The sequence below is a fragment of the Thiohalomonas denitrificans genome, assembly GCF_016841685.1.
GTDB lineage: Bacteria > Pseudomonadota > Gammaproteobacteria > Thiohalomonadales > Thiohalomonadaceae > Thiohalomonas > Thiohalomonas denitrificans_A.
Map to the genome: position 1 here is coordinate 1 of NZ_JAENYR010000022.1, position 13,984 is coordinate 13,984.

Sequence of the window (13,984 nt, forward strand, 5' to 3'; positions counted from 1 at the left end):
AAATGGATCCCCGCCTGCGCGGGGATGACGGTTCGCCTGCGCGGGGATGACGAATATCCTATGCCGCGCACGATCAATCGGGGCGAACAGTTACGAATTATCACCGCAAAGCCGCTACGCCTGCAAAGACCATTGTTGGCCCAAAGCTGGTCCCCTCCATTCAAAGTAGAAAATGTCTCTTTGACCGGTTAAATGAAGGAACGGTGTGGACAGAGGGGATTTGTACGTTGAGTCATCGCCTGTGCCGCGGCGTTTTATGCGGGGGCTCCGCTAACCTGCAAATCCGATGGTAGACCCCCGGTTTCCCGGTTTTCGGGCGGATGCCAACAGGTACAACCGTTTCCTCACCAGCTTTCTAGCCGATTTCACCCGTCGCTTTGCGATCAATCCAAAGCACCCTCAAGACGCTCACCGGGCGGTGCACCAGAGCCCCGAGCAACTCAATCGGATCCTGTGCCTGCACCATGCCCGGGAAGCCCACAAAGACATTATGTCCAGGGATGGACAATATGCTGCGAGGACAAGGGAGGTCCAGGAGCCGCGATGTCCAGGGATGGATTGTCAGCGACCGGCGACAATCCGTCGGGACAGCTCACCAACAAGCCTGCTGATTTGCGGATGTGTCGAAAGCGCAGCGGCCATCTTTCCGTGTGTAGCAGCTTCATCCGGCTGACCATTTTGAAAAGCGGTCTCCGCCAGAAGGCACTGGACCAACGCCCTATCATTCTCTGTCTTGAGCGACCCGGCAGCCGCCACCAGCAAGTGCACCCGGGCGGCTGCATAGCGACCATCAGCAGCATCTACCGCGCCACGCAGCCAATGGTAATAGCTGCGACTCACCGGCGACAGTAAGTTGGACCAGCGAATCTGGTTCACCTCCTGCCGTACGACTTCGATTCGCCCCTCCCGAAATGCACGGAATGCACTCCAGACGCCTGCATTGCGAAAGAAATCCCACACCAAGTAGATCGCCCCCAAAGTGAGTGGCCATATCCAGACGATGCCTCGGGCCATCATGTAAATCGCCACCAACAGACCAGCGAGTCCCATGGTCAGCCGGAGATATGGATCCAGCAGGTCGGGAAGTCGCCGGAACGCATGAACAGGATGTCGGATTCCTGGCATTTCGTACCCTACCCGGCTATCACACCAGCGAAACTTGTGTCGCCGGATGCCGTGAATTCATGGAAATCGGGAGAATGCAATTCAAACACAAAAAAGGGACCGAAACGGTCCCTTTTTACTTGAAGCGCGGCACCTTAGTCTTCGGGACCAATGGCTTTCATACTGAGGCGGATTCGGCCCTGTTTATCGATCTCCAGGACCTTCACCTTGACCAGATCCCCCTCGTTGAGCTTGTCAGAGACTTTCTCCACCCGCTCATCGGAAATCTGGGAGATGTGCACCAGACCGTCCTTACCGGGAAGGATGGTCACGAAGGCGCCAAAGTCCATCAGTTTGGCCACCCGGCCCTCGTATACCGTTCCTACTTCGACATCAGCGGTTAGCTGATCAATACGGGAACGTGCCTCCTGTCCAGCAGCGTTGTCGATCGACGCGATCTTGATGGTGCCATCATCGCTTATGTCGATACTGGTACCGGTCTCTTCCGTGATCTGGCGAATCGTGGCGCCGCCTTTCCCGATCACATCACGAATCCGCTCCGGATTGATCTTGAAGGTGATGTAACGCGGTGCATATTCCGACATCTCTTCGCGCGGGGTGGCAATGGCGGCACTCATCTTCTCCAGGATATGGAGTCGGGCACCCTTGGCCTGCTCCAGGGCAATCTCCATGATCTCGCGAGTAATGCCCTCAATCTTGATATCCATCTGTAGCGCGGTGATGCCATCCGCGGAGCCGGCCACCTTGAAGTCCATGTCGCCGAGGTGATCCTCGTCACCCATGATATCGGTCAGAACCGCAAACTGGTCTTGCTCTTTGATGAGGCCCATGGCCACACCGGCCACCGGCGCTTTCATCGGCACGCCGGCATCCATCAGGGCGAGTGAAGAGCCGCAGACGCTGGCCATGGAGCTGGAGCCATTGGATTCGGTGATCTCCGAAACCACCCGTACGGAATACGGGAAGCCGTCAAAGTCGGGCATCATCGCCTGAACACCGCGTTTGGCAAGGCGACCGTGACCAATCTCACGCCGTTTAGGACTACCGACAAAGCCGGTCTCCCCCACGCAGTACGGCGGGAAGTTGTAATGGAACATGAACGGTTCTTTACGCTCACCTTCGATGGCATCGATTACCTGCGCATCGCGAGCGGTACCCAGCGTCGTGACAACCAGCGCCTGGGTTTCGCCGCGGGTAAACAGGGCAGAGCCGTGGGTACGTGGCAGCACGCCGACTTCAACATCGATAGCCCGAACTGTCTTGGTGTCCCGACCGTCGATACGCGGCTCACCGGTCAGAATACGGCTACGGACGACCTGCTTCTCCAGTTTGGAGACCGCCTTGGCGATATCGCCGGCTTCCCAGCTGTTCTCAGCTTCGGGACTGGCCAGCTTCTCGATGATGTCGCTGCGAATCGCACTCAGGCGATCGTAACGATCGAGCTTTTCCTTGATCTGATAAGCGTCATTGATAGCGGATTGGCCGGCTTCTTCGACTGCCATCTTGAGGGCGCTATCTTCCTTCTGTGCCTGCCAGTCCCATTTCGGGCTACCCGCTTCAGCGACCAATTCATTGATGGTCTTGATCACCGTCTGCATCTGTTCGTGGCCGTAAAGCACAGCACCCAACATCTGCTCTTCGGTCAAACCGTTGGCTTCGGACTCCACCATCAGCACGGCAGACCCGGTTCCGGCCACCACCAGGTTCAGGTCCAAATCAGGCAGACTGGACAGACTCGGATTGAGCAGGTATTCGCCATCCTTGAAGCCCACGCGGGCGCCGCCAATCGGGCCGTTGAACGGCGCAGGGGACAGGGCCAATGCGGCCGAGGCTCCGATCATGGCGGGGATATCGGGATCAATTTCCGGGTCAAGGGAAATGACGGTAGCGATAACCTGAACTTCGTTTTTAAACCCATCGGGGAACAGCGGGCGAAGGGGACGATCGATAAGGCGGGAGGTGAGCGTCTCTTTCTCGGTCGGCCGGCCTTCACGGCGGAAGAACCCACCGGGGATTTTACCCGCAGCGTAGGTTCTTTCCTGGTAATTGACCGTCAACGGAAAAAAGTCCCGACCTTCGATCGCTTCCTTGATGGCAACCGCGGTGACCAGCACCACGGTATCCCCCATACTGCACTTCACAGCCCCGGAAGCCTGGCGGGCAATGGCTCCGGTCTCAAGAGTTACCGTATGGTCGCCGTATTGAAACTGTTTCTTGATGGGCGTCACTGTTACTTCCTTTATGGGCCTTGAGCGGGTGTGCTTACTTGCGCAGTCCGAGACGGCTAAGGACCGTACGGTAGCGCTCGAGATCTTTTCGCTTGAGATAATCCAGCAGCTTGCGACGCTGACTCACCATCCGCAGCAGACCACGACGGGAGTGATGGTCGTGAATATGCTCTTTGAAGTGGCCCGACAGCTGCTCAATATTGGCAGACAGGAGGGCGATCTGCACCTCGGGCGAACCGGTGTCGCTGCCGGCCTTACCGTACTCACTGACGATCGCGGCTTTCTGCTCGTTGTTCAGGGACATCGCTGTAAACTGCTCCTAGCTGGTTGTCAAACGTACATTGTAACCGCCAATCCGCTCTTTGAACAAGGAATTCGGGTCCGTGCCGGCCGGGCACAATTTCAAGTGGCGCCACGGCGGGCAAGCACCTGAGAGGTCAAATGAACTAACATGCGCGCGGCGTTGAGCAGGTGAAGACAGGGTTGTCCTGCTTCGGCTGAGTGCTTTGGGCCTGCAAATAGCCGGAAATGCCACTCCAGGGAAAATTGCGGTCAACTGCCCCTGACAAGCCGTTTCGGGGCGATCCGACCATCATCCAGCACGCGGCCGACGCCCAGAAACTCCTGTTCCGGACCAAACAACCGCACCCATCCACCGGTTGGCGCCTGCGGCACGAGAACAGGCTGTCCCTGGCGCACATAAAAAGTGCTGGTATCGGTCAGCGCTACTGCCGGCCACCCGGAGAGCGCCTCCTCCATGGGCAGCAATACGTCATCCAGGCGCCCGAGCCCCTGCGCTGCCCTTTCCTCCAGTGCCTCCATGGTGACCATCCCCTCTTCGGTGAAGGGGCCGACAGCGGTGCGGCGCAGTTGAGATAGATGGGCGCCACAATTTAGCGCTTCGCCGATATCTTCAGCCAGCGTGCGGATGTAGGTGCCTTTGGAGCAATGGACATAAATCTCCAGCTCATCGCCTTCCAGCCGCAGCATCCGCAGTTCATAGATATGAACCGAACGGGGCTCCCGCTCCACCTCGATCCCCTGGTGTGCAAGCTTGTACAGCGGCTGTCCCTGGCGCTTGATGGCCGAATGCATGGGCGGAATCTGCTGAATGGCTCCACGAAGACTCTCCAGAACCTCCTCCACCCGCGCCATCGTCACGCCATCGGTGGGACGGCGCTCGAAGACCTCTGCCTCGGCATCACCACTGGCAGTACGTTCGCCGAGCTTACACACCCCTACATAAATCTTGTCGGAATCCAGCAGGAAAGCGGAGAGTTTGGTCGCTTCCCCGAAGCAGACGGGCAGCAGCCCACTGGCGAGCGGATCCAGATTGCCGGTATGGCCCGCTTTCTCGGCCTTGTACAGGCGCTTTACCTCCTGAAGCGCGGCATTGGATGTCAATCCGACCGGCTTGTCGAGGAGGAGGATACCGCTGATCTTGCGGCCCCTGCGTTTTTGTCGACGTGCCACTTTCTGCCCTATAAAAAACAATGGCGCTGCCGGACGAACCGGCAGCGCCATGCGTTGGATGGTAATTATTCGTCCCGGTCCCGCCTTTCCCGATCCCGGCGCACCGCTTCGTCAATCAACGAACTGAGTCGGCTCCCTTCCTGAATCGAGGTATCGAGCACGAATCGCAGGCGTGGCACCGTGCGGGTACTCATCCGCCGCCCGAGCTCGCGACGGAGAAAACCCGCCGCATGTGTCAGTGCCTGCAGGCTCTGCTCCGCATCGCCCTGTTGGTCCAGTAACGAAACAAACACCTTGGCGTGCTCCAGATCGCGCGATACCTCGACGCCCGAAATAGTAACAAAGCCGACCCGCGGATCGTTGAGCTCACGCTGGATCAGCTCTGCCAGGTCCCGCTGCATCTGCTCGCCGACCCGACGTGCACGACTGTATTCCTTCGCCACGCTGTTTACCTGTGCTCGGGAGCGGTACCGCTAGAGCTTACGCTCAACCTGGACCCGTTCGTAGACTTCGATCTGGTCGCCCGCCTTGACGTCATTGTAATTCTTTACGCCAATACCGCATTCCAGACCCGATTTGACTTCGTTCACGTCATCTTTATAACGCCGCAGCGATTCCAGCTCACCTTCGTAAACAACGACATTCTCACGCAGGACACGAATCGGACTATGGCGTTTGACTACCCCGTCCACGACCATGCAGCCGGCCACCTGCCCCAGCTTCGGCGAACGGAAAACCTCCCGAACCTCGGCCAGCCCGATGATCTGCTCCTTGAACTCCGGTGCCAGCATGCCCGTCATCGCCCGCTTCACTTCGTCGATGAGGTCATAAATGACGCTGTAGTAATGCAGATCGACGTCCTGCTCTTCGATAAGACGTTTGGCCGCCGTATCGGCACGCACATTGAAGCCGATGACAATGGCGTTAGAGGCAACCGCCAGGTTGACATCCGACTCGTTGATGCCCCCGACGCCGCTGGCGACGATCTTGACCCGGACTTCGTCCGTGGAAAGTTTCTCCAGTGCATCGCTGATCGCACCTACCGAACCTTGGACATCCGCCTTCAAGAGGATGTTGAGGGTACTGACCTTTCCCTCTTTCATGTCGGCGAACATATTGTCCAGCTTCGCCTGCTGCTGACGGGCGAGCTTGACGTCACGGTATCTCCCCTGACGGAAATTCGCCACTTCGCGGGCTTTGCGCTCGTCCGGTACCACCAGCGCTTCGTCACCGGCGACCGGCGTACCCGACAGGCCCAGGATCTCCACCGGGATGGAGGGTCCCGCTTCGGTGACCGGCGCTCCGGCCTCATTCAGCATTGCCCGAACTCGGCCATATTCGTGGCCGGCCAGAACGATATCGCCCTTGCGAAGGGTCCCGCTCTGGACCAGTATCGTAGCCACCGGACCGCGGCCCTTATCGAGACGGGACTCGACCACAATGCCCTTGGCCGGCCCATCGGCTACCGCTTTCAGTTCAAGCAGTTCCGCCTGCAGAAGAACGGCATCCAGCAGGTTATCAATACCCTGTCCGGTCTTGGCCGAGACCGGCACGAACATCACATCACCACCCCACTCTTCCGGAATGACCTCTAGCTGCACGAGTTCCTGTTTAACGCGCTCGGGGTCGGCCGCCTCTTTGTCAATCTTGTTGACCGCAACGACGATAGGCACTCCGGCTGCCCGTGCATGCTGCACCGCCTCCTTGGTCTGGGGCATGACGCCGTCGTCGGCTGCCACCACCAGAATCACGATATCGGTGACCTGGGCACCGCGTGCACGCATGGATGTGAATGCTGCGTGCCCCGGTGTATCGAGGAAGGAGACCATCCCGCGGTCGGTTTCCACGTGGTATGCCCCGATATGCTGGGTAATGCCCCCCGCCTCGCCGGCGGCGACACGAGTACGTCGAATGTGGTCAAGCAGCGATGTTTTACCGTGATCGACATGACCCATGATGGTAACCACCGGCGCACGGTCGACGGCCTCGCCCGACACTTCGGCCTGGGCAAGCACCTCTTCTTCGAGGGCATTTTCCTTGAGCATGACGGGCCTGTGGCCCATCTCCTCGACCACGATGGAGGCCGTATCCTGATCAATCACCTGATTAATGGTGACCATCGTACCCATCTTCATCATGGTCTTGATGACTTCGGCCGCTTTCACGGCCATTCGGTCTGCCAGTTCACCCACCGTGATCGTTTCGGGGAGATTGACCTCCCGAACTACCGGCGCTGTGGGCTTCTCGAAGCCATGCCGGGTGCTGGTGACGATCGGTTTCTTACCTTTTTTCTTGCGACGGCCGGACTTATCGGCAGAGACGTGCAGTTTTCCAACTTCTGCTTCATCCCGACGCGCAGGTCCTTTGCGTTTTTTGGGTTTTCCCCGTTCCGGCTTCGTCTCTTTCCCGGTCTCGCGACGCGGCGCCTGCGCGACCTGCTCTTCCGCCTTGCGGCGGGCCTCGGCGTCGGCCTTCTCTTTTTCGGCCGATTCACGCTGCTTTCGGAGGGCCTCTTCTTCGGCCTGTTTTTTCTCTTCTTCCTTGCGACGCACTTCCTCTTCGGCGTGTTTCTTCTCTTCCTCGGCCTTTCGGATCGCCTCCTCTTCGGCCCGGCGAACCGCATCCTCGGCAATCTCTTTCTCGAGCCGTTCGGCCACTTCCTGGTCGAGCTTCTTGTTCTCTTCGGCCGCTACCACGCTGCGCTTGACATAGGTGCGTTTCTTACGCACCTCCACGGTCACCGTCTTGCCTTTGGTGCCGGCGGATTTCTGTCGAAGTTCGCTGGTGGAACGCCGTTTGAGCGTCACCTTCCGTGGTGTCGCATCCTCTTCTTCATTTGCCTTCGCCGGTACGGTGGTCCCGTGCCTGCCGCGCAGGTAGTCCAGCAGCCGGACCTTGTCATCATCACCGATGAGCGCGTCGCCGCCATCGGCGGAAACCCCCGCATCAGCCAATTGACTCAGCAGGCGCTCGAACGGGATCCCGATCGTCTCGGCAAACTGTTTGACGGTAACCTCTGCCATGTACACTACTCTCCTGCTTCGTCTGACTGGTCACTTTCGAACCAGGGCTTACGCGCTTCCATAATGAGTTTGGCGGCACGCTCTTCATCCATTCCTTCGATATCCATCAAATCGTCAACGGCGAGTTCTGCCAGGTCGTCCATCGATTTGATATCGCGGCCAGCCAGGATTTCCAAAAGTTCCGCGTCCATGCCCTCCATGCTTGCCAAAGTCTGAACCGTGCCGGTGTCGCTGCGTTCCTCGTTGCTGATCTCTCGGGTCAGCAGGACATCCTTGGCGCGGGAGCGGAGTTCATTGACGATGTCTTCATCGAACTCTTCGATTTCAAGCATTTCGACCACCGGAACATAGGCGACCTCTTCGATGCTCGAAAAGCCTTCCTGAGCGAGGATGGTGCCGACTTCCTCGTCGACATTGAGTTCGTCGGTGAATAACCGGATAAGGGATTCGGCTTCGGCTTCGCTTTTTTCCTCGGCCTGCTCCTCGGTCATGACATTGAGTTCCCAGCCCGTCAGTTCCGATGCAAGCCGTACATTCTGCCCATTGCGGCCGATTGCCTGCGACAGCTGATCCTCGCTTACCGCAAGATCCATGCTGTGCGAGTCTTCATCCACTACAATGGAGATCACCTCGGCCGGTGACATTGCATTTATGACAAACTGTGCCGCATTTTCGTTCCATAAAACGATATCAACCCGCTCACCGTTAATCTCGTTAGTTACGGATTGTACACGCGACCCGCGCATTCCCACACAGGCTCCCACCGGGTCGATACGCGAGTCGTTGGAGTGGACAGCAATTTTTGCACGCAATCCGGGATCACGGGCTGCGGCCTTGATATCGATCAGCCCTTCGCCCACCTCTGGGACTTCAAGCTTGAACAGCTCAATGAGGAACTCGGGTATGGTACGGCTCACGAAAAGCTGAGGTCCCCGAGGCTCGGCGCGCACATCATAAAGATAACCACGGATCCGATCGCCGGGCCGAACCGGTTCCCGGGGGATGACGTGTTCGCGGGGCACCACCGCTTCGATATTGTTGCCGAGGTCGAGGATGATGCTGCCGCGTTCCAGTCGCTTGACGATACCGTTGATCAGTTCGCCCTTGCGATCGGTATACTGCTCAACGACACGGGCACGCTCTGCCTCCCGGACCTTCTGGACGATGACCTGCTTGGCGGTCTGCGCCGCGATGCGGCCAAAGGAGACGGACTCGATTTCCTCTTCGACGAAATCCCCCGGCTGAACACCCTCTTCGTACTCGCGCGCAGCCCCCAGCGTGATCTCCCGTCCGGGATGCTCAAGCTGCTGGACCTCACTGTCGTCCATCACTTCCCAGCGACGGAACGTTTCATAGTCACCGGTTTCACGGTCGATAGCGACACGGATGTCCACATCACCGCCATGGCGCTTTTTGGTCGCGGTGGCAAGTGCAGCCTCAATGGCTTCAAAAATGATTTCCTTATCGACGCCCTTTTCGTTGGAAACCGCGTCTACAACCAGAAGGATTTCTTTGTTCATATCCAGCCTTTACTTGCCTAAAACCGGATCCCGTGGGGCCGCATCGCGACGGCGCGATGCGCCTACCACTCGGGGACCAATTGCGCTTTTTCAATATCCTGCAGGGCAAATAGCCATTCCCTGTCTTCGCTTTCAAGGGTGACTTCGGTGCCGTTGATGCCGATCAGATGTCCCTTGAAGTTACGACGCCCCTCCAGCGGAACCTTGAGCTTTAACTTGACCCGGTTTCCGGCGAAGCGTTCGTAGTCTTTCGCCTTGAAGAGCGGCCGATCTGCGCCCGGAGAGGACACTTCCAGGGTGTACTGGCCCCGGATTGGATCTTCTACATCCAGAACCGCACTGATCTGGCGACTCACCCGTGCACAGTCGTCAACGGTTATCCCGTCTTCGCTGTCTATGTATACCCGCAAGAGCGAATGCAGGCCCTGCGCCAGATACTCGACGCCGACCAACTCATATCCTAATACTGCCACCGACGGCTCCAGGAGCTCGTCGAGGCGCTGACTCATCTGGTCCATTGCGACCCCGGAAACAAAAAATGGGCACTGGGCCGGACCTTTACCCATAAAGGACCTTCAGCCCCTTATGGGTAAAGGCCAAGCCTTGGCCCATAATCCAAGCGGCGGGGACTCCTCCCCCGACGACCGACCCCATGAGCCGGTTACGAAAAAGCCCCGTGAACGGGGCTTTTTCGCGAAAGATGGTAGCGGGGGTAGGATTTGAACCTACGACCTTCGGGTTATGAGCCCGACGAGCTACCGTACTGCTCCACCCCGCAACTGATTAAGGCATTCTACTCACCACCAATGCGTATTTCAAGGCCGGAAACCACGAATTCGTTGCTTCAGGCCTGGCGGCGGCGCAAATGTTGCTTCAAATCATGCCGGTAGATGAATCCGGGCAACGCAAAGACCAGGAACAGGCAAGCGGTCACCGCGAAGAACTCCCAATCCTGCGGGTAGAGCGTGCCGTTCAGCTTGTTCTCCACCCCCAGGGCCAGGGCACCGGCAACCAAATAGAGCGCCAGCCATTCGGCCCAACGCCACCATGCGCCTTTGCCTTTCTCCCCGGCCGAAAACAGAAAAAAAATCCGCTCACTCAGCCAAGGCAGGTTGGCGGCTACGAAGGCCAGCCCGATCACGATCCAAACGGCTGCAGTGGTATTCATTTCAGAGCCTTGATTCCGTGGGCGCGTCACCCTAAACCGGTCAGTAGTCACGCAAATTATTGGACGGGCAGCCCGGTTGAAAGTTCCGATAGGAGCGGCGGAAGCCGCGATGTCCGGGCCTTGTCACCGTGTCTTTCCCCGGCTGCCGCCGCTCCTACTGTTCGCTCCGCAGGGAGGAGAGTCCAGCTATCCAATCGCGCTGGCGCAAAGGGCCAGCAGGCTCCCGGGAAAGATCCCCAGGCCGAGGACCGCCAAGCCGTTAGCCGAGAGGAGAAACCGCAGATCCGAACCGGCGACCAGCGAATGTTCATCTTCCGGCTTGTCGAAATACATGTATTTCACGACTCGCAGATAATAGAAGGCGCCGATAACCGAAAATACCACCGCGACCACGGCTACCCATATCAGGTCGATTGAAACCACGGCCTCGAGTACGGCCAATTTGGCCCAGAAACCGAGAAACGGCGGCACACCCGCCATGGAGAACATCAGGATGAGCATCATCAGGGCGAACCACGGACTGCGTTCGTTAAGCCCCTTGTAGTCCTCCAGGCGATCGGCTTCGAAACCGGCCCGGCTCATCAAAATCACCATTCCGAAGCCGCCCAGGGTCATAATCACGTAGGCAATCGCGTAATACATGCCCGCTGCATAACCCTCCGGCGTTCCCGCCAGCACCCCCATCAACAAAAAACCGACATGGGAGATGCCCGAGTAGGCAAGCAGCCGCTTGATATTGGCCTGTGCGATGGCCAGCACGTTACCAAGCGCCACCGACAGCACTGCCAGGAGAATGAGCATGTCCTGCCAGTGTCCGTGCAACCCAGGCAACCCATCGACCAGGAGGCGCATCAGCATGGCAAAGGCCGCCAGCTTGGGCGCCGAACTGACGAACAGCGTCACCGCGGTGGGGGCACCATGGTACACATCGGGAACCCACATATGAAACGGCACCGCACCCAACTTGAAGGCGATACCCACGATCAGGAACACCAGGCCGAACACCAGCACCAGACTGGAGGGGCCTGCACCCTGCACACGAGCGCCCAACTCGCCCAAGTCAAGCGTCCCGGTCGCCCCGTAGAGCATCGACATGCCGTACAGAAGCATCGCAGAGGCCATCGCGCCCAGTATGAAATACTTCATGGCGGCCTCAGAGGCGGTAGCGGAATTCCGCTGCAGAGCCACCATCGCATAGAGGGAAAGCGACATCAGCTCCAACCCAAGATAGACGGTCAGCATGCTGTGAGCCGAGATCAACACCATCATGCCGAGCACCGCGAACAGGCCCAGCAGAAAGAACTCCCCTTTAAAGAGACTGCGGGCGCGCAGGTAGTCCTTCGCATAGAGAAAGGCGACAAAGGAGGCGATATAGACCACCGACTTGAGCAGCGTCGCCATGGGATCGAGCACGAACGTGCCGTTCATCGTCACCTGTGCAATCGGACTGGAAAGCCCCAAAGTCACCACCAGAGCTCCGACCAGGGTCGCCTGTGACATCAGGTACGTCACCACCCGGCTGCGGTCGCTGAGAAACAGGTCCACGACCAGAATAAGACAGGCCATCCCCAGCACAAACAGTTCGGGCACAACCGGCAAAAAGTCAGGCGTTTCGAAATTCATAGTCTTGAGTCACTGGTTAATGGTCGCTGGCCGGACGCAGTGCCCAACCACAATCTTCTTGCTGGCTTTAATCTTCTTGCTGGCTTTCGGTGCATTCGGTCCAGGTTTTTTAAAGACAGCCACAGCGGCCACCGAGTACACAGAAAAACAGCTAGGTTATATCCTCTGTGCCCTCTGTGGTTAAACCTCTCTGCTAAAGCTTGGAAACCGCTATATGCTCAACCAGGTTTGCCACTGTCGGCCCCATGACTTCCAGCAGCGGCGCTGGCCACAGGCCAAGGGCGAGGACGGCTACCGCCAAAACGCCGAGAAAGAGGAATTCCCGCGCGTTGATGTCTTTCAAAGTGGCCACTCCTTCATGCACCACCTTTCCGTAGATAACGCGCTTGACCATCCACAGGGTGTAGGCCGCCCCGAGAATCAGCGTGGTGGCCGCCAGGAAGGCATACCAGAAGTTGGCCTTGAAGGCGCTCAGAATCACCATGAACTCCCCGACAAACCCTGCGGTGCCGGGTAGGCCGGCATTGGCCATGGCGAACAGCACCATGAATCCGGCGAACAGCGGCATAGTGTTCACGACGCCGCCGTAGTCAGCGATTTGGCGGCTGTGCAGACGGTCATAGAGAACACCGACGCAAAGGAACATGGCCCCCGAGACGAAGCCGTGGGAGATCATCTGGACCATCCCCCCTTCAATCCCCATGGCAACACCGCGCCAACTGCCGGTGTTCTCGAAGATGCTGAAGGCGACAAAAAAGCCCAGCGTCACAAAGCCCATGTGAGAGATGGACGAGTAGGCAATGAGCTTTTTCATATCTTGCTGAATCAGTGCGACAAAGCCGATATAGACCACCGCCACCAGCGACAGCAGGATCATCAGCCAATCCAGAGAGTGGCTGGCATCCGGTGTTATCGGCAATGAAAAGCGCAGGAAGCCATAGGCGCCCAGCTTGAGCATGATGGCAGCCAGTATTACCGAACCGCCGGTGGGTGCCTCCACGTGGGCATCGGGCAGCCAGGTGTGCACCGGCCACATGGGTACCTTTACTGCGAAGGCAACCAGGAAGGCCAGGAACAGCCAAATCTGGGCGGTCAGCCCGATCTGGACTGCGTGGAAATCGCCGATCTCGAAGGTTCCGGTCTGAAAATAGAGATAAATGAGCGCGACCAGCATGAAGACCGAACCCAGAAAGGTATACAGAAAGAACTTGAGGGTCGCATAAACCCGGTTCGGGCCACCCCAGATGCCGATAATAATGAACATGGGAATCAGCAGGGCTTCCCAGAACACGTAAAAGAGCATGGCGTCCAACGACGCGAAGGCGCCGTTCATGAGTCCCTCGAGGATCAGGAAAGCCGCCATATACTGCGCCGGTTTGGTCTTGATGACTTCCCAGCCGGCAATCACCACCAGCGCGGTAGTGAACGTGGTAAGGACGATAAGCGGCATTGAAATGCCATCCACGCCCAGGTGGTAATAGACATTGAATGTCGCGATCCAGGGTTGTAGCTCGGTGAACTGCATCTCCGCGGTCGTGGTGTCGAAGCCGGTGAAAAGCAGCACGGAGAGTGCAAAAGTCAACAGCGAGACCAGCAGCGTCAGGACCTTTGCCTGCAGGCCGCCACGGCGGTGGCTGCCCGTGGCCAGGACCAGCAGGCCGCCCAAAATGGGGGTCCAGATCACCAGACTCAAAAGCGGCAGTTCGGAAAACATGCACTCAACCCTGTTTAATTTTTGATGATCCGCAAAACGGCTAAAAAGGCCCGGTTAAGCTTCTCAAGCTGAAATGACTTTGATGTGCTATTCAAATCGCTTGCTGTGTT

The 13,984-nt window shown here is 58.0% G+C and carries 12 protein-coding genes and 1 tRNA gene; 1 reads left to right on the forward strand and 12 read right to left on the reverse strand.

Translation table 11 applies throughout. The annotated features are described in order from the left end of the window. Positions 1-192 (forward strand): hypothetical protein (locus Q7L05_RS06675; protein ID WP_303903794.1); only part of this gene is annotated, 192 nt, incomplete at its 5' end. Between the two features lie 369 nt (positions 193-561). On the opposite strand, the gene Q7L05_RS06680 is transcribed toward Q7L05_RS06675, so the two are convergent. The 12 genes from Q7L05_RS06680 to Q7L05_RS06735 all read right to left on the reverse strand — a co-directional run bounded on the left by Q7L05_RS06680 (position 562) and on the right by Q7L05_RS06735 (position 13,874). After that, positions 562-1,125 carry a hypothetical protein gene (locus Q7L05_RS06680; RefSeq protein WP_303903797.1) on the reverse strand — a complete coding sequence of 188 codons (564 nt, stop codon included), beginning with the start codon at positions 1,123-1,125 and terminating at the stop codon, positions 562-564. 134 nt (positions 1,126-1,259) lie between these two features. Beyond that, positions 1,260-3,353 (reverse strand): polyribonucleotide nucleotidyltransferase, encoded by a 2,094-nt coding sequence (gene pnp / locus Q7L05_RS06685; protein ID WP_303903800.1) that lies wholly within the window; start codon positions 3,351-3,353, stop codon positions 1,260-1,262. Positions 3,354-3,387: 34 nt separating this feature from the next. Beyond that, complete coding sequence (rpsO, locus tag Q7L05_RS06690; protein WP_092991605.1) at positions 3,388-3,657, reverse strand: 30S ribosomal protein S15; 270 nt, start codon at positions 3,655-3,657, stop codon at positions 3,388-3,390. A gap of 248 nt (positions 3,658-3,905) precedes the next feature. Then, entirely contained in the window at positions 3,906-4,826 is a 921-nt protein-coding gene (gene truB / locus Q7L05_RS06695; protein WP_303903806.1) for a tRNA pseudouridine(55) synthase TruB, read from the reverse strand. A 65-nt stretch (positions 4,827-4,891) separates the two neighbouring features. Beyond that, on the reverse strand, positions 4,892-5,269 hold the full coding sequence (rbfA, locus tag Q7L05_RS06700) for a 30S ribosome-binding factor RbfA (RefSeq protein ID WP_303903808.1): 378 nt from the start codon (positions 5,267-5,269) through the stop codon (positions 4,892-4,894). A gap of 30 nt (positions 5,270-5,299) precedes the next feature. Next, positions 5,300-7,849, reverse strand: a complete 2,550-nt coding sequence (gene infB, locus Q7L05_RS06705; RefSeq protein WP_303903811.1) for a translation initiation factor IF-2 — start codon at positions 7,847-7,849, stop codon at positions 5,300-5,302. Between the two features lie 5 nt (positions 7,850-7,854). Next, entirely contained in the window at positions 7,855-9,369 is a 1,515-nt protein-coding gene (gene nusA, locus Q7L05_RS06710) for a transcription termination factor NusA (RefSeq protein ID WP_303903813.1), read from the reverse strand. A gap of 62 nt (positions 9,370-9,431) precedes the next feature. Beyond that, entirely contained in the window at positions 9,432-9,887 is a 456-nt protein-coding gene (gene rimP / locus Q7L05_RS06715; protein ID WP_303903815.1) for a ribosome maturation factor RimP, read from the reverse strand. 183 nt (positions 9,888-10,070) lie between these two features. Then, positions 10,071-10,147 (reverse strand) — tRNA-Met (locus Q7L05_RS06720). A gap of 66 nt (positions 10,148-10,213) precedes the next feature. Beyond that, positions 10,214-10,537 carry a DUF2818 family protein gene (locus Q7L05_RS06725; RefSeq protein WP_303903818.1) on the reverse strand — a complete coding sequence of 108 codons (324 nt, stop codon included), beginning with the start codon at positions 10,535-10,537 and terminating at the stop codon, positions 10,214-10,216. 186 nt (positions 10,538-10,723) lie between these two features. After that, positions 10,724-12,160 (reverse strand): NADH-quinone oxidoreductase subunit NuoN, encoded by a 1,437-nt coding sequence (nuoN, locus tag Q7L05_RS06730; protein WP_303903821.1) that lies wholly within the window; start codon positions 12,158-12,160, stop codon positions 10,724-10,726. Positions 12,161-12,353: 193 nt separating this feature from the next. Continuing rightward, a complete protein-coding gene (locus Q7L05_RS06735) occupies positions 12,354-13,874 on the reverse strand; it encodes an NADH-quinone oxidoreductase subunit M (protein WP_303903824.1) in 1,521 nt (506 codons plus the stop codon). Positions 13,875-13,984 lie beyond the last annotated feature (110 nt).

What these genes read in the sequence shown, in the direction of transcription:
- Q7L05_RS06680 (WP_303903797.1), bottom strand. Translation starts at nt 1,125, where the DNA reads ATGCCAGGAATCCGACATCCTGTTCATGCGTTCCGGCGACTTCCCGAC.
- rpsO (WP_092991605.1), bottom strand. Translation starts at nt 3,657, where the DNA reads ATGTCCCTGAACAACGAGCAGAAAGCCGCGATCGTCAGTGAGTACGGT.
- infB (WP_303903811.1), bottom strand. Translation starts at nt 7,849, where the DNA reads ATGGCAGAGGTTACCGTCAAACAGTTTGCCGAGACGATCGGGATCCCG.
- nusA (WP_303903813.1), bottom strand. Translation starts at nt 9,369, where the DNA reads ATGAACAAAGAAATCCTTCTGGTTGTAGACGCGGTTTCCAACGAAAAG.
- rimP (WP_303903815.1), bottom strand. Translation starts at nt 9,887, where the DNA reads ATGGACCAGATGAGTCAGCGCCTCGACGAGCTCCTGGAGCCGTCGGTG.
- Q7L05_RS06725 (WP_303903818.1), bottom strand. Translation starts at nt 10,537, where the DNA reads ATGAATACCACTGCAGCCGTTTGGATCGTGATCGGGCTGGCCTTCGTA.
- nuoN (WP_303903821.1), bottom strand. Translation starts at nt 12,160, where the DNA reads ATGAATTTCGAAACGCCTGACTTTTTGCCGGTTGTGCCCGAACTGTTT.
- Q7L05_RS06735 (WP_303903824.1), bottom strand. Translation starts at nt 13,874, where the DNA reads ATGTTTTCCGAACTGCCGCTTTTGAGTCTGGTGATCTGGACCCCCATT.